Below are 17,090 nucleotides of genomic sequence, written 5' to 3' on the forward strand. Positions count from 1 at the left end.
AGGACACCGCCCTTTCACGGCGGTAACAGGGGTTCGAGTCCCCTAGGGGACGCCAGTTTCAACAAGCAGTTCGCAAGGTCTGCTGCGCCGCGAGGCGAAAAATCCGGGGCTATAGCTCAGCTGGGAGAGCGCTTGCATGGCATGCAAGAGGTCAACGGTTCGATCCCGTTTAGCTCCACCAATTTACAGGTTCAAGGTTTTGGCCACGCCGCCCTTGGATCGATCAGTCTCAGCCTGATCAGTTGTATAGAAGGTTTGTGTCCCCTTCGTCTAGTGGCCTAGGACACCGCCCTTTCACGGCGGTAACAGGGGTTCGAGTCCCCTAGGGGACGCCACGATTACCCGCTCTGCGGGATTTTTAAGGGTCATTCAATTATTGAATGGCCCTTTTGTTTGTCTGGCGTTTGGCCAATTCTCCCTTCCCTTGCCCCTCCGGGCTTCTGACCAATGGTCGTGCCGCTCGCTTGCGAAATATTATTATGGCTATAATATTTAACCCATGAGAGTCGGAGGCACACGATGAGCGATAAAAAAGCGCAAACCCGCGAACGTATCCTGCAGGCCGCCAGCGCCGCGTTGGTCCAGCGTGGCCCGGCCGAGCCGAGCGTTGGCGAGGTCATGGGGGCGGCGGGGCTGACTGTCGGCGGCTTCTACGCGCACTTTGAAAGCAAGGATGCGCTGATGCTGGAAGCCTTCAGCCAATTGCTGGCCCAGCGCCGTGCATCGATCGACGACATGGATGCCCAACTCACCGGCGAAGAGCGCCGTGGCCTGGTTGCGGCGTTTTACCTGTCGCGCAAGCACCGCGACTCCACGGCCAAGGCTTGCCCGATTCCGGCAACCGTGGGCGAGATGGGCCGCCTGCCGGACGCCTTTCGCGATGTCCTCAACGAACATGTGGAACTGATGGCCGCACAACTGGCCGCCAGCCCGGAAGACACTGACAAGGCCCTGGCGGACATGGCCTTGATGGTCGGTGGGCTGGCATTGGCGCGTGCCCTGGGGCCGGGTGAATTGTCCGATCGTGTGTTGCGTGCCGCCAAGTCGGCCATACGTTAAGAGGGGTTATAAAAATGGGCGCATTGACCTGGATTCGTGGCGTCAACGGCACCTTGGGGCGCCTGGCGCCGCACACGGTGGCCAACAGCATGCGGCGGGTCTTCATGACCCCGCGGGATCTGCCACCGCGGGATTGGGAGTTGCCGCTGCTGGCGCACGCCGAGCGCGTCACCTTGCGTTTCGGCCTGTCGGCGTTGCGCTGGGGCCAGGGCCCGGCGGTGCTGCTGATGCACGGTTGGGAAGGCCGGCCCACCCAGTTCGCCAGCCTGATCACTGCGCTGGTGCAGAACGGCTATTCGGTATTCGCCCTCGATGGCCCGGCCCATGGCCGTTCGCCGGGGCGTGAAGCCCACGTACTGCTGTTTGCCCGCGCGATGCTTGAAGCGGCGGCCGAGCTGCCGCCGTTGCATGCGGTGGTCGGCCACTCCATGGGCGGCGCCAGTGCGATGCTGGCGGTGCAGTTGGGGCTGCGTACCGAAGCGCTGGTGAGCATTGCCGCGCCGTCGCGCTTCCTTGATGTGCTCGGCGGGTTTGCCGGGATGGTCGGTTTGCCGTCGCGGGCGCGCTCAGCGTTTATCCAGGAAGTCGAGCTGACCCTGGGCATGCCGCTCAAGCACTTGGACGTGGCCCATTACCAGATGGACCTCCCCGGCCTGATCGTGCATGCCGAAGACGATACCTTCGTGCCGGTCAGCGCTTCCCAGGTCATCCACGACGCCTGGTTCGACAGTCGCCTGTTGCGCCTGGAGCAGGGCGGGCACCAGCGCGTGCTGGCCGATCCGCGGGTGGTCGAGGCGGTGCTGGCGCTGCTGGCGGGCAGCTGTTTACAGGCGCGCCAAACTGCCTGATACACTGCCCTGCCGACATCAATCGACTGGAGCAAGGCATGGGCTGGGATTTGGCAACGCCGTTTATCATCGATCTGCAGGTCGTCGCTGAGGACATCGACGGCCTGGGGCACGCCAATAACGCGGTGTACGTGTCCTGGCTGGAGCGTTGCGCCTGGCGCCATTCCCAGCGCCTGGGGCTGGACCTCACCGAGTACCGGCGACTGGACCGCGCCATGGCCGTGGTGCGCCATGAGATCGACTACCTGGCGGCCGCCTATGAAGGCGACGAGCTGCAACTGGCGACCTGGATCGTCGACTGGGACCAGCGCCTGAAAATGACCCGGCGTTTCCAGCTGGTACGCCCTCGCGACGGCGCGACCCTGCTGCGCGCACAAACCACCTTTGTCTGCATCGAACTGTCCAGCGGCAAGCCCAAGCGCATGCCGGCGGAGTTTCTCGACGGCTACGGCGCCGCCCTGACAGGGGGTTAACGGTCGCGGCGGGAAACCCAGTAAACTGCGCCACGATTTTTGTTGAGTGTTTTCCATGCAAATTGCTTTGGCGCCCATGGAGGGGTTGGTCGACAACATCCTGCGGGACGTGTTGACCCGCGTGGGCGGTATTGACTGGTGCGTGACCGAGTTCATCCGCGTCAACGACCGCCTGCTCACCCCGGCCTATTTCCACAAGCTCGCCCCCGAACTGCTGCACGGTGCCCACACCGCCGCTGGCGTGCCGCTGCGTGTGCAGTTGCTCGGTTCCGACCCGGTGTGCCTGGCAGAGAACGCGGCCCTGGCCTGCGAGTTGGGCTCCGAGGTGATCGACCTGAATTTCGGCTGCCCGGCCAAGACCGTCAACAAGTCCCGTGGCGGCGCGGTGCTGCTCAAGGAGCCGGAGCTGCTCAACCGCATCGTCGAGCATGTGCGTCGCGCAGTGCCGGCGCATATCCCGGTGACCGCCAAGATGCGCCTGGGCTTCGACAGCCCGGATGGCGCGCTGGTATGCGCGACGGCGCTGGCCGAGGGCGGCGCGGCGCATATCGTCGTGCATGCGCGGACCAAGACCGATGGCTACAAACCGCCGGCTCACTGGGAGTGGATTCCACGCGTGCAGGATGTGGTCAAGGTGCCAGTGTTCGCCAATGGCGATATCTGGAGCGTCGAAGACTGGAAGCGTTGCCGCGAAGTCAGCGGCGCCGAAGACATCATGCTGGGTCGCGGGCTGGTTGCGCGTCCGGATCTTGCGCGGCAGATCGCGGCGGCACGCGCCGGCGAAGACGTCGTGGCAATGACCTGGGCGCAGATGCAGCCGATGCTCCAGGATTTCTGGACCCAGTCGGTGGCCCAACTGACCGAACGCCAGGCGCCCGGCCGGCTGAAGCAGTGGTTGGCGATGCTGACGCGCAATTACCCGGAGGCCGTCGAGCTGTTCACCGCCATGCGTCGGGAGACGGATTTGGAGCAGGTGAGCCGGTTGTTGGGGATGGCCCATCCTGCCGCGTCTGAGGGGTGACCCGTTGCGCTTGAATGCGCCGCTCGTTTGTTTGAAGAAAATGCCCCGTATCGAAAGATGCGGGGCATTTTGCGTTTTTGCGCGAGGAAGTCGGGGCGAAATAACACAGCCGGATGCCGTGCAGGTTTTGGGGTTGTGTCGGTAAGTTGCCCCGAGGGTGGTTTATTAGCGTGTGTGTCCAGTCGGATCTGGCTAAAGCTACTTGGTTTGCGGTCTTTTAAAAATTAACAGGGGGAAAAGTCCGAAAGTTTGATTTGGTTTCCTTATATGAGTCGCGATTTCTGGAACTCGATAGCCTCGTATTCCACGAAAGTATCGACTGTGAAGCAGCAAGGGTTGTTTCCAGTCGATAAAAAAACCTCGCCCGCCCCGCTGATTAACCGAGCCGGGCCGTGCCAATAAGGAACTTACTGATGTCGCTATCGATTAATCATTCACCTTTGTTCAACGGCGATACAACATCCATGGAGCGGTTGTCGCCATCCATGTCGAAAACCTTCACGCAAACCGGCACATTGGGGGCCAATACGACTGTGGCTCACCCTGGCGTGCCTCATGACCCTTTCAAGGTTTCGAACAGCAACATGACAATCGAGACAGGCGGGCTTGCGCGCTTGCTTGACATGCTGGAGCAGGTTGTCAAAACCGTGCGTGAGATGTTTTCGGGGCGGAACATGGTGTCCGGCATGTTGCCTGGGGCGGATAAAACGCCCGCCATTCCGGTGGATGCGAGCAAGCTGCCGGAGAAGCCTGGACACCTCGCATTGACGGCTGATCGGCGAGGCCAGCCGGCTCTTCCGGTGTCACCCCACATGCATCAATCCGCTGCCTCCGTGATCAAGGATGCCGACAATCAGGTGCAAGTGAACGTTAACGTCGGTCATTGTCATTGCCCCGATACGAAGGCGCTGAGCGGCGAAACGAAACCGAATGCGGCAGCGGTTTTACCTCGCGTCATGCCGATGCCGGAAGCCGCTCGCAAGGTTGAAGTGGTGCCTGTGCACACGCCTACGCACACGCCTACGCCCATGCCTACGCCTATGCCCATGCCTACGCCTATGCCTATGCCCATGCCTACGCCTATGCCCATGCCTACGCACACGCACACGCACACGCCTGCGCCTGCGCCCATGCCTACGCCTATGCCTACGCACACGCACACGCCTACGCCCATGCCTACGCACACGCACACGCCCACGCCTACGCCTACGCCCATGCCTACGCACAAGCACACACCTACGCCGGAGGTCATGCCGGCACCCAAGCCGGGTGTGCATGCGCTTGAGGTCAAGCCGCGACCGGCCACCCCGGAAGTACCGGCGATCACGCCACAGCCACAACCACAGCCACAACCAGATACGCCTACCCCGGATATAACCAGTCCCGGCCCGGCTGAACGTCAATCTGATATGCGCGACTGGCGGACCAGCCGCCGGCCTGCATTCAGAGCCTGACGTCAGCAACTTCCTTTATACGTATTGAACTGGATGTGCACTTCTTTGGGGCTGATGTTCCGGGAAGTGCCTGCAAGTGGAGGCCCGTATGTCATGTTGTTCAATTAATAATATTGCGCGTGTTGTGGATGTTCGTCAGGTACTTCCTGTCGATTCCATGAAAGCAAAAAATGAACAGTTTGCGCAATTAAGCGGTTTCTTGAGTGTGCCGTCTCCGGCGAGCCAGGGGGTACTGGAGCACGTGCGGGAAAACACTCATGGCGTGGCGAATAATTCAGAGCCGCTCGATAAGTTAATGACGCTGTTTACTTCGTTTTTGACTCAGCTGATTAACTTGGTCTCTGATAACAAAGAGAAGCCGGTGCCGGGAATATCCCCATCGCGGCCGGAGGTCACTACGCCTGTGGTGCCTGCGCCGGCGCCGCCCAAACCCGAGCCTGCGGCGATGATCGCGGGCCTTTCGAAGAAGCGCAACGGCGCGAAGCCCGACAATATCTGGAGCGGCTTTCGCCAAGGGCCGGATGGCAACTGCGTGACGGTATCGGCCATCAAGGCGGCGATGTACCAGTTTGGCCAAAGCCCTACGGATATTTTCAAGGAGGTGAAAAAAACCGAGCGTGGTTATCACGTGGTCATGCGCGATGACGTAACCGTCAACCTGACGGACCGGGAGCTCGCCGAAGGTGCGCGTGGGGCAAAATTTGTCGGGGCTGACAAAGAGATGCTCAAAGACGCGCAATTTCTTTTCGCGATCAGCGCCAAGCGTGCCCAGGACGAAAACAACGATGGCAGGGCGGCACGCAGTTTCGGTGCGGCGATCCGCAGCCTGAATGATGGCGAGGATGAGCGAGGGCCGGGGGAGGGGTTGAAGCGGCTGGGGCTGAGCAAGCACATGAAGAGGGTCCCCGTGCGTGAGCTCGCCAAGGGGCAGTTGGGCATGTGCAATCGGGCCCGGCATTCGGTGGCGGTCATCAACGGTCGCGAAGAGCTATGGGGGCGACAGGGAAAAGCGCCCACGCACGGCGATGCCATAGCTCTGGTGCCATAGCCCTATTGGTGAATCCGTTGAATTGAAGGGCTGCGAACGGGGCAGTCAGCCCAAACCTGGCTGCCCGTTCGGCTGCTTATTTTTTACAAGCGTCAGGAACCCAGTGCATGTATATCTCCACAGCTAGCCGTTCGATGATCGAAACGGCCCAGCAGCGCGGGGCTTCTCCCGTATTTCCGGTGAAACCCGCAGGTGAAAGGCCGGCTGATATCGCTTCGGCATTCCACACGAGCGAGCGGCGCTTCGGCGAGAGTTTTGATTGCAGCAGCCACGCGGCGGTGATCAAGTTGATGATGATGACGTTCGGTCAGCGTCCAGCCGCGATGTTTAACGAGTTGCTACCCTCGGGCGATGGGTACGACGTCACGATGAAGGATGAATTCAAGCTGCACCTGTCCCGCCAGGAGTTGCAGCAGGCGTCGCAGGCTTCCCGCTTCACGGGGGCGGACAGCGGCGTGGTAAAGGATGCCAATTTCATGTTTGCCGCCTTTGTCAAACGCAAGCAACTGACCGGGGGCTATGCCACGTTCGAAGCCGCCTTGGCGAAGACGCTCGAGGGGGAGACCACCCAGCGTTGTCTGCAAGGCATGGGGGTGTTCGGCCTGTCGCAGTTCGTCCCGGTGAGCGATATGGCGGGCAAGGGCGCGGTAGGGGTGCTGGAGACCCATAACCGCGGGTCGGCGCTGGTGCGCGAGGGGGTCAGGCATGATGGCGGGACACCACGAACGGCTGATCGGGGCTATGGGTATGTCTTGTTCGATGATCAACTGCCGCCGCCGAGCAATCGCGGCGCCGCCCCTGTGGTCGCGAGCGTCCGGCCCGCGGACATCTGGAGCGGGTTTTACCAGGGGGTCGAAGGCAATTGCGTCACGGTCTCGGCGATCAAGGCGGCGATGATCCGGTTCGGGCAAGACCCGAGGGCGATCTATAAGCAGGTTCAAATCACGCCGACGGGGTTTGACGTGGTCATGCGAGATGCCTTCCGGTTGCAACTGACCCACGAGGAAGTGCGCCAGGCTGCCGCCGAGTCGAACTTTCATGGCAATAATCGACAGTTGCTGAATGCCGCGCACTTTTTGTACGCAGTCAGTGCCAAGCGCGCGCAGATCGAGAACAACGATTTTCGTGCCCGCCAGAGTTACACGACGGCTCTGCAAACCCTCAACGATGGCGAGTACCCTGGCGAAGCGCTGCGCCGCCTGGGGTTGTTTGGCTACGTGCGTGAAAGCACTGTCGCAGAGTTGGCCAACGGGGCGATCGGCACCCTGGCAGACAACTGGCATTCGGTGGCGGTGATCGATGGGGCGCTGGATTTCTATGGAAAAAAGCACGACCTGGCCTCATCGCGCTGGATGAGTTCGGGGTTCCGGGCCCTGAAGCTGGTCTGAGCCTCAATCCAGCAAGAGCCTGAACCCTTCTATCGGTAAGGGCCGGCTGTGCAAATAGCCCTGGAACAAGTGGCAGCCCAGCTTTTGCAGGAACGCCAGTTGCTCCGGGGTTTCGACGCCTTCGGCGATCACTTCCAGGTTCAAGCTACGCGCCATGGCCACAATGGCGCGGATGATTTCGGCGTCGTTGGGGTCGTGGGTGGCATCGCGCACGAATGACTGGTCGATCTTCAGCGCATCCACCGGCAAGCGCTTGAGGTAGGTGAGCGATGAGTAACCGGTGCCGAAGTCGTCCATCGCAAAACTCACACCGAGCTTTTTCAGGCGACGCATTTTGCTGATGGTGTCATCCAGGTTCTGGATCACGATGCCTTCAGTGATTTCCAGTTTCAGCAGGCAGTAAGGCAGTGAATGCCGCTTGAGGCTGTGCTCGACCCGTTCGACAAAGTCGTTCTGGCGGAACTGCCGGGGGCTGATGTTCACGCACAGGCTGAAATTCAGCGGGTCCACCTTGCCTTCTTTGATCAATTGCTCGAAGGCGGCGCACGCTTCGTCGAGTATCCAGGTACCGACTTCGAGGATCAGGCCGCTGTCTTCCAGCACCTTGATGAATTCGGACGGCGCCTGCGCGCCCAGTTGCGGATGCTGCCAACGCACCAGCGCCTCGGCGCCGACGATCTTATTGCCGCGCGCGTCCACCTGGGGTTGGTAATGCACGCTGAATTCGCCGCGTGACAGGGCCAGGCGCAGGTCGGTTTCCATGCGCAGGCGTTCGCTGGCGGTTTTCTGCATGCTGTTGTGGAACATCTGCGTGGCGTTGCGCCCCGAATCCTTGGCGCGGTACAGCGCGATGTCGGCACGTTTGAGCAGGTCGGCCGGGGTCGAGCCATGATCGGGGATCAGCGCCACACCGATGCTCGGCGTGACTTGCAGGCGTTGGCCGTCGAGGAACATCGGTTCGGAGAGCAATTCACGCAGGGTGTCGGCCAGTTCCTGAACCTGGGCGCTGACTTCGGTGCGCGTGCCATCCAGGCCGCTGAGCAGCACCACGAACTCATCGCCGCCCAGGCGCGCCACGGTATCTTCCATACGCACGCTGGCTTCGAGGCGCGCGGTGACGATTTTCAGCACGGTGTCGCCCACCGGGTGGCCGAGGGAATCATTGATGTGCTTGAAGTGGTCGAGGTCGAGAAACAGCAATGCACCGCGCAGGTTATGGCGCTTGAGCAGGGCGATCTGCTGGCTCAGGCGGTCCATCAGCAGTGCGCGGTTGGGCAGGTTGGTCAGCGGGTCGTGGTAGGCCAGGTGGCGGATCTGCGCCTGGGCGTTTTTCAACAGGCTCACATCCCGCGCGGTCAGCAACAGGCAAGGGGTTTCGTTGAGGGTGATCGGCTCGACTGAAACCTCCACCGCCAGCACATCGCCGCGCTTGTTGTGCCAGAGCATTTCCAAATGGCGGATACGGCCTTTGAGTTGCAGTTCGGCCAGCAGCACCGCGCGCTGGTTTTCATCGGCCCAGATGCCGACCTGGTACAGCGTCAGGCCGATGACATCTTCGGCACGAAAACCGGTCAAGCGGCAGAACCCGTCGTTCACCTCCACATAGCGGCCGGTGTCGTGTTCGGTGATGGAAATCGCGTCGGGGCTGGAATGGAAGGCCTTGGCGAATTTTTCTTCGCTGGCCTTCAGCGCGGCCTCGGAGCGTTGCTGCTGGGTAATGTCGCGCAGGGTGGTGACGATGCACGGCTGGTCGCCGACCTTGATCATCCGGCTGGAAATCACGCAGGTCAGGGCCTGGCCGCTTTTGTGGTGCGCGATGATCGCCACGTTGTTCAGCGCCTGGTCGCGAATCACCTGTTCGATGCGTTGCAGGCGCTGGCTCGACTCGTCCCACAGGCCGATCTGTTCGGCGCTCATGTTGATCACTTCGGCGGCCGTCCAGCCAAAGGTCTGGGTGAAGGCGGGGTTGATCTCGATGAACTCGCCGTTGTCCAGGCGGGTGACGCAGATCGGGTCGGGGCTGGCCTGGAACAGGCTGGCGAATTTTTCTTCGGAGGCGCTCAGGCGTTGTTCGCGCTCGACCTGGTCGGTGATGTCCAGCAGGGTGCCGGCCATGCGCAGTGGCGCGCCTTTTTCGTCGCGGTACAGGCGTGCGCGGCTTTCCAGGTAGCGCGGGCTGCCGTCTTCCAGTTGTACACGGTAAGTCAGCTGATAGTTGCCGGCCGGGCCTTCGCGCAGGGTGCGATAGGCGTTGCGCATACTCTCGCGCTCTTCCTTGGGCATGCCCTCGAAAAACGCCTCGAACGATTCATGGAACGCTTCCGCCGGCAGGCCGTGCAGTTGGGCGGCGCGGGCCGAGCCGTAGAGCATGCCGGTGGGAATGTGCCAGTCCCAGGTGCCCAATTGCGCGGAGTCCAGGGCCAGGTCCAGGCGCTCCTGGCTGTCTTTCAAGGCTTGCTCGGCGTTTTTGCGCTCGGTGGTGTCGAGAAAGGTGCTGATCAGGTAGGCCTCGCCGTCCAGCTCGACCTTCTGCGCGCAGAGCGTGCCATCGTGGATCTGCCCGTTGCTGGCACAGAATTGCACTTCCATGGTGATGGGTTCGCCCTTGCGCTGGGTGGCCCTGACCAACTGCGCACGCTGTTCAGGGTGGAGCCACAGGCCGAGGTCCAGGGTGGTGCGACCGATGGCGTCGGCGACCGGCCAGCCGAAGAGGATCTGGAAATACTGGTTGGCTTCGCTGATCAAGCCGTCGGACTGGCGGGTGAGCAGGACCATGTTCGGGCACAAGTGAAACAGCGTGGCGAAGCGCTTTTCGGAGTGGCTGAGGGCGTGTTCCCGTTCGCGCTGGCGGGTGGTCTCGCGGATCACCCCGATCATGCGGCGCCGGCCGGCTTTGTCCGGCGCCAGGCTGCCGTTGATTTCCAGCCAGTGCTGGCTGCCATCCGGCCACTGGATGTGGTGGTGCATGGCCTGCTCGAACGGCTCGCCGGCCAGCACCGCGTGAAACGCGCGTATCACCCGGGCGCGGTCTTGCGGCGCGAGCAGGTCCAGGTACTCCAGATCCTTGGGCAACGGTTGGCGCGGGTCGAAGCCGAACAGCGCCTGGGTGCCCCGCGACCAACTGATACGCCCGGTATCGATTTCCCAGCACCATGCACCCAGCCGTGCAGCGTTAAGCGCTGCCAGCAGTTGCGGGGCGCTGTCCCAGCTTTGTTCCGCCTCTTCAGGGTCGAGGGCGTAAATGCGGGGCAGGGGTGGCATAGGGTCGACGGGATTGCGCATTATCAAAAAGCCTTGGCTCGATGGGCGTTCGGCGCGGTTTTATTCAGGCCTTGAGGCCGCACAGCTTCATGCCGGTGTCCCTGGCAGCTCGACCTGTGCATCCAAGAGGCTCATAAAAGCCCGCGCAGCGTTCGACAGTGTCCTTTCGGTATGCACGATATAGCCTAGCTGGCGACTGAGTTGTATGCCCGGCAAAGCGATACTTGTCACCTGATCGTCGAGCATGGTGCGCGGTAATACGCTCCACGCCAAGCCGATGGACACCATCATTTTGATGGTTTCCAGATAGTTCGTGCTCATCGCGATGTTCGGCGTGAGGCCCTGGGCCTCGAACAGGCGGCTGACAATGTGATGGGTAAAGGTGTTGCCGCCAGGGAAAACCGCCGGGTGACCGGCGATGTCCGCCAGGGTGACCGAGCCGTTGCGGGTCAGGCTGTGCTCCGGCGCCACCACGAAATCCAGCGGGTCGTCCCACACCGGGGTGGCGCGCACCAGGTTGTGCGGCTCGGGCGCCAGAGTGATCACCGCCACTTCGGCGCGGCCATGCAGGATCTCTTCGTAGGCCACTTCCGAGTCGAGAAACTGAATATCCAGCGCAACGTTGGGGTATTGCCGGGTAAAGGTGCGCAGGATCGGCGGCAGGCGATGCAGGCCGATGTGGTGGCTGGTGGCCAATGTGAGGCGCCCGCTGACTTCACCGGTGAGGTTGGTGAGGGCGCGCCGAGTGTCGTCCAGGACGTTGAGAATCTGATAGGCGCGCGGCAGCAGGGCGCGCCCGGCTTCGGTCAAGCCGACTTCACGGCCCAGGCGATCGAACAGGCGCACTTTCAGTTGCTGCTCGAGGCCGGCAATGCGTTTGCTGATGGCCGGTTGGGTCAGGTGCAGGCGCTCACCGGCGCCGGAGAAGCTGCCGGTCTCGGCGATGGCAATAAAAGCATTGAGGTTGGCCAGGTCCATTGTGGTATTCCAGTTGGTAATCCAAAGCATAAAAAATATGAATTTGAGTTATTTAATGTAGCGCCATACCATCAGCCTCACAAGCCAAAGGGTTATTGAATGTCTCAAGACCCGGGGCATAGAAAGACCGCTGATGAGGACCGACTGATGGCCGGCAAAACGCTTTACGACAAGCTTTGGGATTCCCATGAAGTGAAACGGCGCGACGATGGCTCGTCGCTGATCTATATCGACCGTCACATCATCCATGAAGTGACCTCGCCCCAAGCGTTCGAAGGCCTGCGGCTGGCCGGGCGCAAGCCTTGGCGCGTCGACTCGATCATCGCCACCCCGGATCACAACGTGCCGACCACCCCGGAGCGCAAGGGCGGGATCGACGCCATTGTCGACACCGTGTCGCGTTTGCAGGTGCAGACCCTCGACGACTACTGCGACGAATACGGCATCACCGAATTCAAGATGAATGACGTGCGCCAAGGCATCGTCCACGTGATCGGCCCGGAGCAGGGCGCGACCTTGCCCGGCATGACCGTGGTCTGCGGCGACTCCCACACCTCCACCCACGGCGCGTTCGGCGCCCTGGCCCATGGCATCGGCACCTCGGAGGTGGAACATGTGTTCGCCACCCAGTGCCTGGTCGCCAAGAAAATGAAGAACATGCTGGTGCGCGTCGAAGGCCAATTGCCTTTCGGTGTGACCGCCAAGGACATCGTGCTCGCCGTGATCGGCAAGATCGGCACCGCCGGCGGTAACGGCCATGCCATCGAATTCGCCGGCAGCGCCATTCGCGACCTGTCCATCGAAGGCCGCATGACCATCTGCAACATGTCCATCGAAGCCGGTGCCCGCGTGGGCATGGTGGCGGCGGACGAAAAAACCGTCGAGTACGTCAAAGGCCGTCCGTTCGCCCCCAAAGGCGCCGACTGGGATGCCGCCGTTGAGGCCTGGAAAGACCTGGTCTCCGACGCCGATGCCGTGTTCGACACCGTGGTGGAACTGGACGCCAGCCAGATCAAGCCGCAAGTCAGCTGGGGCACCTCGCCGGAAATGGTCTTGGCCGTCGATCAGAACGTGCCGGACCCGGCCAAGGAAGCCGACCTGGTCAAGCGCGGTTCCATCGAGCGCGCCTTGAAGTACATGGGCTTGAAAGCCAACCAGGCGATCACCGACATTCAGTTGGATCGCGTGTTCATCGGTTCCTGCACAAACTCGCGGATCGAAGACCTGCGCGCCGCGGCAGTGATCGCCAAGGGCCGCAAAGTCGCCTCGACCATCAAGCAGGCCATCGTGGTGCCGGGTTCGGGCCTGGTGAAGGCCCAGGCCGAAGCGGAAGGCCTGGACAAGATCTTCCTCGAAGCCGGTTTTGAATGGCGTGAACCGGGCTGCTCCATGTGCCTGGCGATGAACCCGGACCGCTTGGAGTCCGGCGAGCATTGCGCGTCGACCTCCAACCGTAACTTCGAAGGGCGTCAGGGCGCCGGTGGGCGTACTCACCTGGTGAGCCCGGCCATGGCCGCCGCCGCTGCCGTCAACGGTCGTTTCATCGACGTTCGCGAATTGATCTGAGGAATACCCGATGAGAGCTTTTACCCAACACACTGGTCTTGTCGCGCCGTTGGACCGTGCCAACGTGGACACTGACCAGATCATCCCCAAGCAGTTCTTGAAGTCGATCAAGCGCACCGGTTTCGGCCCCAACCTGTTCGACGAGTGGCGCTACCTGGACGTGGGGTACGCCTACCAGGACAACTCCAAGCGCCCGCTGAACAAGGACTTCGTGCTCAACGCCGAACGTTACCAGGGCGCCAGCGTGCTGCTGGCGCGGGAAAACTTCGGCTGCGGCTCCAGCCGCGAACACGCGCCGTGGGCCCTGGAAGAATATGGCTTTCGCAGCATCATCGCGCCGAGCTACGCCGACATCTTCTTCAACAACAGCTTCAAGAACGGCTTGCTGCCGATCATCTTGAGCGATGCCGAAGTGGATGAACTGTTCAAGCAAGTGGAGGCCAACCCCGGCTACGAACTGACCGTCGACCTCGCCGCGCAGACCGTGACCCGTCCGGACGGCAAGGTGTACCACTTTGAAGTGGATGCCTTCCGCAAGCACTGCCTGCTCAACGGCCTGGACGACATCGGCCTGACCTTGCAGGACGGCGATGCGATTGCCGCGTTTGAAATCAGGCACCGGGCCAGCCAGCCTTGGTTGTTTCGCGACGCTTGATGTGATGTAGGCAGGACCGCCGCCATCGGGAGCAAGCTCCCTCCCACATTTGAACGTGTTCACACATCAACATGTGGGAGGGGGCTTGCCCCCGATGGGGTCAGTGTTAACCACACAAAACCCAGGAAACTCACCATGACCAAAGCCGCCCACACCCAAGTCGTGCAAAAACAATTCGGTGAACAGGCCTCGGCCTACCTGAGCAGTGCCGTACACGCCCAAGGTACTGAATTTGCGCTGCTCCAGGCCGAACTGGCCGGGCACGGCGCTGCGCGACTGCTGGATCTGGGCTGCGGCGCCGGTCATGTCAGTTTCCATGTGGCGCCGCTGGTAAAAGAAGTGGTGGCCTACGACCTGTCCCAGCAGATGCTCGACGTGGTCGCCGCCGCTGCCGCAGACCGTGGCCTGGGCAATATCCGCACGGTCCACGGCGCTGCTGAGCGCTTGCCGTTCGCCGATGGCGAATTCGACTTCGTGTTCAGCCGCTATTCGGCGCACCATTGGAGCGACCTCGGCCTGGCCCTGCGCGAAGTGCGCCGGGTGCTCAAGCCGGGTGGCGTGGCGGCGTTTGTCGATGTCTTGTCACCGGGCAGCCCGCTGTTGGACACTTACCTGCAAACCGTCGAAGTGCTGCGCGACACCAGCCACGTGCGCGATTACTCCGCCGCCGAGTGGATGCGCCAGCTCAGCGAAGCCGGTCTGCATGTGCGCAACAGCAGCCGCCAGCGCCTGCGCCTGGAATACACCTCGTGGGTCGAGCGCATGCGTACGCCAGCGCCTTTGCGTGCGGCGATTCTTGAGTTGCAACAGGCAATGGGCCAGGAAGTCCGCGATTATTACGAAATTCAAGCCGACGGCACCTTCAGCACCGACGTGCTGGTGGTTTGGGCCGAACGCTGAGTATTTTTCCCGACCTGCCCCAGGGCGGGTCGCATGATGAAATGAGGAACGCATGAGCAAGCAGATTCTGATTCTCCCAGGCGACGGTATTGGTCCGGAAATCATGGCCGAAGCGGTCAAAGTCCTGGAACTGGCCAACACCAAGTACAACCTGGGCTTCGAATTGAGCCGCGACGTGATCGGCGGCGCGGCCATCGACAAGCACGGCGTGCCCCTGGCCGACGAGACCCTGGACCGCGCCCGTGCGGCCGACGCCGTGTTGCTCGGCGCCGTGGGTGGCCCGAAATGGGACAAGATCGAGCGTGACATCCGCCCTGAGCGCGGCCTGCTGAAGATCCGCGCGCAACTGGGCCTGTTCGGCAACCTGCGCCCGGCAATCCTCTACCCGCAACTGGCCGACGCGTCGAGCCTCAAGCCGGAAGTGGTGGCGGGCCTGGATATCCTGATCGTGCGCGAGCTGACCGGCGGTATCTACTTCGGCTCGCCGCGCGGTGTGCGCGAACTGCCGAATGGCGAGCGCCAGGCCTACGACACCCTGCCGTACAGCGAGAGCGAAATCCGCCGTATCGCCCGGGTCGGTTTCGACATGGCCCGCGTGCGTAGCAAGAAGATCTGCTCGGTCGATAAGGCCAACGTCCTGGCCTCCAGCCAGCTGTGGCGCGAAATCGTCGAAGAAGTCGCCAAGGACTACCCGGACGTCGAACTCAGCCACATGTACGTCGACAACGCCGCCATGCAACTGGTGCGCGCGCCGAAGCAGTTCGACGTGATCGTCACTGACAACCTGTTCGGCGACATCCTGTCCGACCAGGCGTCGATGCTCACCGGCTCCATCGGCATGCTGCCTTCGGCGTCCCTGGACACTAACAACAAGGGCATGTACGAGCCGTGCCACGGTTCGGCGCCAGACATCGCAGGCCTTGGCATCGCCAACCCGCTGGCGACCATTTTGTCGGTGTCGATGATGCTGCGTTACAGCTTCAACCTGGGCGACGCGGCGGATGCCATCGAGAAGGCCGTGAGCCTGGTGTTGGACCAGGGCTTGCGCACCGGAGACATCTGGTCGCAGGGTTGCACCAAAGTCGGTACGCAAGAAATGGGCGACGCAGTAGTCGCCGCGTTGCGGAATCTGTAATCTCTCGGGCCCGCTTGCAGTTGTTGCTGCAAGTCGGCCCACTTTTTAACAAGGTGTAGTTGCGATGAAACGTGTAGGTCTGATCGGTTGGCGCGGTATGGTCGGTTCCGTGCTCATGCAGCGGATGCTGGAAGAGCAGGATTTCGATCTTATTGAGCCGGTGTTTTTCACCACTTCGAACGTGGGTGGCCAAGGGCCGTCCGTGGGCAAGGATATTGCGCCGCTCAAGGACGCCTACAGCATTGAAGAGCTGAAAACCCTCGATGTGATTCTGACCTGCCAGGGCGGCGACTACACCAGCGAAGTGTTCCCCAAGCTGCGCGAAGCCGGCTGGCAGGGTTACTGGATCGATGCTGCGTCCAGCCTGCGCATGCAGGACGATGCGGTGATCGTGCTCGACCCGGTCAACCGCAAGGTCATCGACCAGCAACTCGACGCTGGCACCAAGAACTATATCGGCGGCAACTGCACCGTCAGCCTGATGCTGATGGGCCTGGGCGGCTTGTTCGAAGCCGGCCTGGTCGAGTGGATGAGCGCCATGACTTATCAGGCGGCGTCCGGCGCCGGCGCGCAGAACATGCGCGAACTGATCAAGCAGATGGGCGCGACCCACGCGGCGGTCGCCGATCAACTGGCCGACCCGGCCAGCGCGATCCTCGACATCGACCGCCGTGTGGCCGAAGCCATGCGCAGCGACGCTTACCCGACCGAGAACTTCGGCGTGCCGTTGGCCGGTAGCCTGATCCCGTGGATCGACAAGGAACTGCCGAACGGGCAGAGCCGTGAAGAGTGGAAGGCCCAGGCCGAGACCAACAAGATCCTCGGTCGCTTCAAGAGCCCGATCCCGGTGGACGGCATCTGCGTGCGTATCGGCGCCATGCGCTGCCACAGCCAGGCGCTGACCATCAAGCTGAACAAAGACGTGCCGATCGCCGATATCGAAGGGCTGATCAGCCAGCACAACCCTTGGGTCAAGCTGGTGCCGAACAGCCGCGAAATCAGCATGCAGGAGCTGAGCCCGACCAAGGTTACCGGCACCCTGAATGTTCCGGTGGGGCGTCTGCGCAAGCTGAACATGGGCACCCAGTACCTGGGCGCGTTCACCGTCGGCGACCAGTTGCTGTGGGGCGCGGCCGAACCGCTGCGGCGCATGCTGCGGATTCTGCTGGAGCGTTGATCGCCTGAGGCACTAAGAAAAACCCGCGACTGGTGACAGGCGCGGGTTTTTTGTTGGCTTTCAGGAAGGCATCGGGAGCAAGTCGAATCGTCGCACCGCAAGGCCCAGCCCAATTGCCTCACCCCCC

The 17,090-nt window shown here is 61.9% G+C and carries 14 protein-coding genes and 2 tRNA genes; 13 read left to right on the top strand and 3 right to left on the bottom strand.

Annotated elements, in window-relative coordinates; genetic code table 11:
* The first annotated feature begins 105 nt into the window (after positions 1-105).
* From NR164_RS28875 to NR164_RS28900, 6 genes are all read left to right on the top strand, one after another.
* Positions 106-181: transfer RNA gene (locus tag NR164_RS28875), tRNA-Ala, on the top strand.
* 78 nt (positions 182-259) lie between these two features.
* Positions 260-335 (top strand) — tRNA-Glu (locus NR164_RS28880).
* A gap of 184 nt (positions 336-519) precedes the next feature.
* Positions 520-1,059, top strand: coding sequence for a TetR/AcrR family transcriptional regulator (locus NR164_RS28885; RefSeq protein ID WP_079444391.1), 540 nt, complete (start codon positions 520-522; stop codon positions 1,057-1,059).
* 14 nt (positions 1,060-1,073) lie between these two features.
* Complete coding sequence (locus tag NR164_RS28890) at positions 1,074-1,907, top strand: alpha/beta hydrolase (protein WP_057005688.1); 834 nt, start codon at positions 1,074-1,076, stop codon at positions 1,905-1,907.
* Positions 1,908-1,945: 38 nt separating this feature from the next.
* Positions 1,946-2,380, top strand: coding sequence for a thioesterase family protein (locus NR164_RS28895; RefSeq protein ID WP_017847711.1), 435 nt, complete (start codon positions 1,946-1,948; stop codon positions 2,378-2,380).
* 55 nt (positions 2,381-2,435) lie between these two features.
* The gene (locus NR164_RS28900; protein ID WP_017847710.1) at positions 2,436-3,401 is read left to right on the top strand and encodes a tRNA-dihydrouridine synthase; all 966 of its coding nucleotides are present in this window, start codon (positions 2,436-2,438) and stop codon (positions 3,399-3,401) included.
* Positions 3,402-4,287: 886 nt separating this feature from the next.
* Here NR164_RS28900 and NR164_RS28905 read toward each other — a convergent pair.
* Positions 4,288-4,728: a hypothetical protein gene (locus NR164_RS28905; protein WP_256823582.1), complete on the bottom strand. Its 441-nt coding sequence runs from the start codon at positions 4,726-4,728 to the stop codon at positions 4,288-4,290.
* A 284-nt stretch (positions 4,729-5,012) separates the two neighbouring features.
* On the opposite strand from NR164_RS28905, the gene NR164_RS28910 reads away from it, so the two are divergent.
* Together NR164_RS28910 and NR164_RS28915 are read left to right on the top strand one after the other, a co-directional pair.
* Positions 5,013-5,903: a hypothetical protein gene (locus NR164_RS28910; protein ID WP_046382631.1), complete on the top strand. Its 891-nt coding sequence runs from the start codon at positions 5,013-5,015 to the stop codon at positions 5,901-5,903.
* Between the two features lie 107 nt (positions 5,904-6,010).
* Positions 6,011-7,291 (top strand): hypothetical protein, encoded by a 1,281-nt coding sequence (locus NR164_RS28915; RefSeq protein WP_079444388.1) that lies wholly within the window; start codon positions 6,011-6,013, stop codon positions 7,289-7,291.
* Positions 7,292-7,294: 3 nt separating this feature from the next.
* On the opposite strand, the gene NR164_RS28920 is transcribed toward NR164_RS28915, so the two are convergent.
* Positions 7,295-10,573, bottom strand: coding sequence for an EAL domain-containing protein (locus NR164_RS28920; protein ID WP_079444387.1), 3,279 nt, complete (start codon positions 10,571-10,573; stop codon positions 7,295-7,297).
* Between the two features lie 66 nt (positions 10,574-10,639).
* A complete protein-coding gene (locus tag NR164_RS28925; protein ID WP_017847706.1) occupies positions 10,640-11,530 on the bottom strand; it encodes a LysR family transcriptional regulator in 891 nt (296 codons plus the stop codon).
* Between the two features lie 147 nt (positions 11,531-11,677).
* Between NR164_RS28925 and leuC the strand changes: the two genes are divergently transcribed.
* The 5 genes from leuC (at position 11,678) to asd (ending at position 16,963) form a co-directional block, all read left to right on the top strand.
* Positions 11,678-13,096 (top strand): 3-isopropylmalate dehydratase large subunit, encoded by a 1,419-nt coding sequence (gene leuC, locus NR164_RS28930; RefSeq protein WP_046382634.1) that lies wholly within the window; start codon positions 11,678-11,680, stop codon positions 13,094-13,096.
* Positions 13,097-13,106: 10 nt separating this feature from the next.
* Entirely contained in the window at positions 13,107-13,751 is a 645-nt protein-coding gene (gene leuD / locus NR164_RS28935; RefSeq protein WP_256823584.1) for a 3-isopropylmalate dehydratase small subunit, read from the top strand.
* Positions 13,752-13,886: 135 nt separating this feature from the next.
* Positions 13,887-14,651 (top strand): class I SAM-dependent methyltransferase, encoded by a 765-nt coding sequence (locus NR164_RS28940; RefSeq protein ID WP_046382636.1) that lies wholly within the window; start codon positions 13,887-13,889, stop codon positions 14,649-14,651.
* Between the two features lie 52 nt (positions 14,652-14,703).
* Positions 14,704-15,786: a 3-isopropylmalate dehydrogenase gene (leuB, locus tag NR164_RS28945; protein WP_256823585.1), complete on the top strand. Its 1,083-nt coding sequence runs from the start codon at positions 14,704-14,706 to the stop codon at positions 15,784-15,786.
* Between the two features lie 64 nt (positions 15,787-15,850).
* The gene (gene asd / locus NR164_RS28950) at positions 15,851-16,963 is read left to right on the top strand and encodes an aspartate-semialdehyde dehydrogenase (RefSeq protein WP_017847701.1); all 1,113 of its coding nucleotides are present in this window, start codon (positions 15,851-15,853) and stop codon (positions 16,961-16,963) included.
* Positions 16,964-17,090: the final 127 nt, after the last annotated feature.

The organism is Pseudomonas sp. Pse79, from assembly GCF_024519615.1.
GTDB lineage: Bacteria > Pseudomonadota > Gammaproteobacteria > Pseudomonadales > Pseudomonadaceae > Aquipseudomonas > Aquipseudomonas veronii.

Bases quoted from the DNA above. Each gene is read 5' to 3' on its own strand.
- NR164_RS28885 (WP_079444391.1), top strand. From the start codon at position 520: ATGAGCGATAAAAAAGCGCAAACCCGCGAACGTATCCTGCAGGCCGCC.
- NR164_RS28890 (WP_057005688.1), top strand. From the start codon at position 1,074: ATGGGCGCATTGACCTGGATTCGTGGCGTCAACGGCACCTTGGGGCGC.
- NR164_RS28895 (WP_017847711.1), top strand. From the start codon at position 1,946: ATGGGCTGGGATTTGGCAACGCCGTTTATCATCGATCTGCAGGTCGTC.
- NR164_RS28900 (WP_017847710.1), top strand. From the start codon at position 2,436: ATGCAAATTGCTTTGGCGCCCATGGAGGGGTTGGTCGACAACATCCTG.
- NR164_RS28910 (WP_046382631.1), top strand. From the start codon at position 5,013: ATGAAAGCAAAAAATGAACAGTTTGCGCAATTAAGCGGTTTCTTGAGT.
- NR164_RS28915 (WP_079444388.1), top strand. From the start codon at position 6,011: ATGTATATCTCCACAGCTAGCCGTTCGATGATCGAAACGGCCCAGCAG.
- NR164_RS28920 (WP_079444387.1), bottom strand. From the start codon at position 10,573: ATGCGCAATCCCGTCGACCCTATGCCACCCCTGCCCCGCATTTACGCC.
- NR164_RS28925 (WP_017847706.1), bottom strand. From the start codon at position 11,530: ATGGACCTGGCCAACCTCAATGCTTTTATTGCCATCGCCGAGACCGGC.
- leuC (WP_046382634.1), top strand. From the start codon at position 11,678: ATGGCCGGCAAAACGCTTTACGACAAGCTTTGGGATTCCCATGAAGTG.
- leuD (WP_256823584.1), top strand. From the start codon at position 13,107: ATGAGAGCTTTTACCCAACACACTGGTCTTGTCGCGCCGTTGGACCGT.
- NR164_RS28940 (WP_046382636.1), top strand. From the start codon at position 13,887: ATGACCAAAGCCGCCCACACCCAAGTCGTGCAAAAACAATTCGGTGAA.
- leuB (WP_256823585.1), top strand. From the start codon at position 14,704: ATGAGCAAGCAGATTCTGATTCTCCCAGGCGACGGTATTGGTCCGGAA.
- asd (WP_017847701.1), top strand. From the start codon at position 15,851: ATGAAACGTGTAGGTCTGATCGGTTGGCGCGGTATGGTCGGTTCCGTG.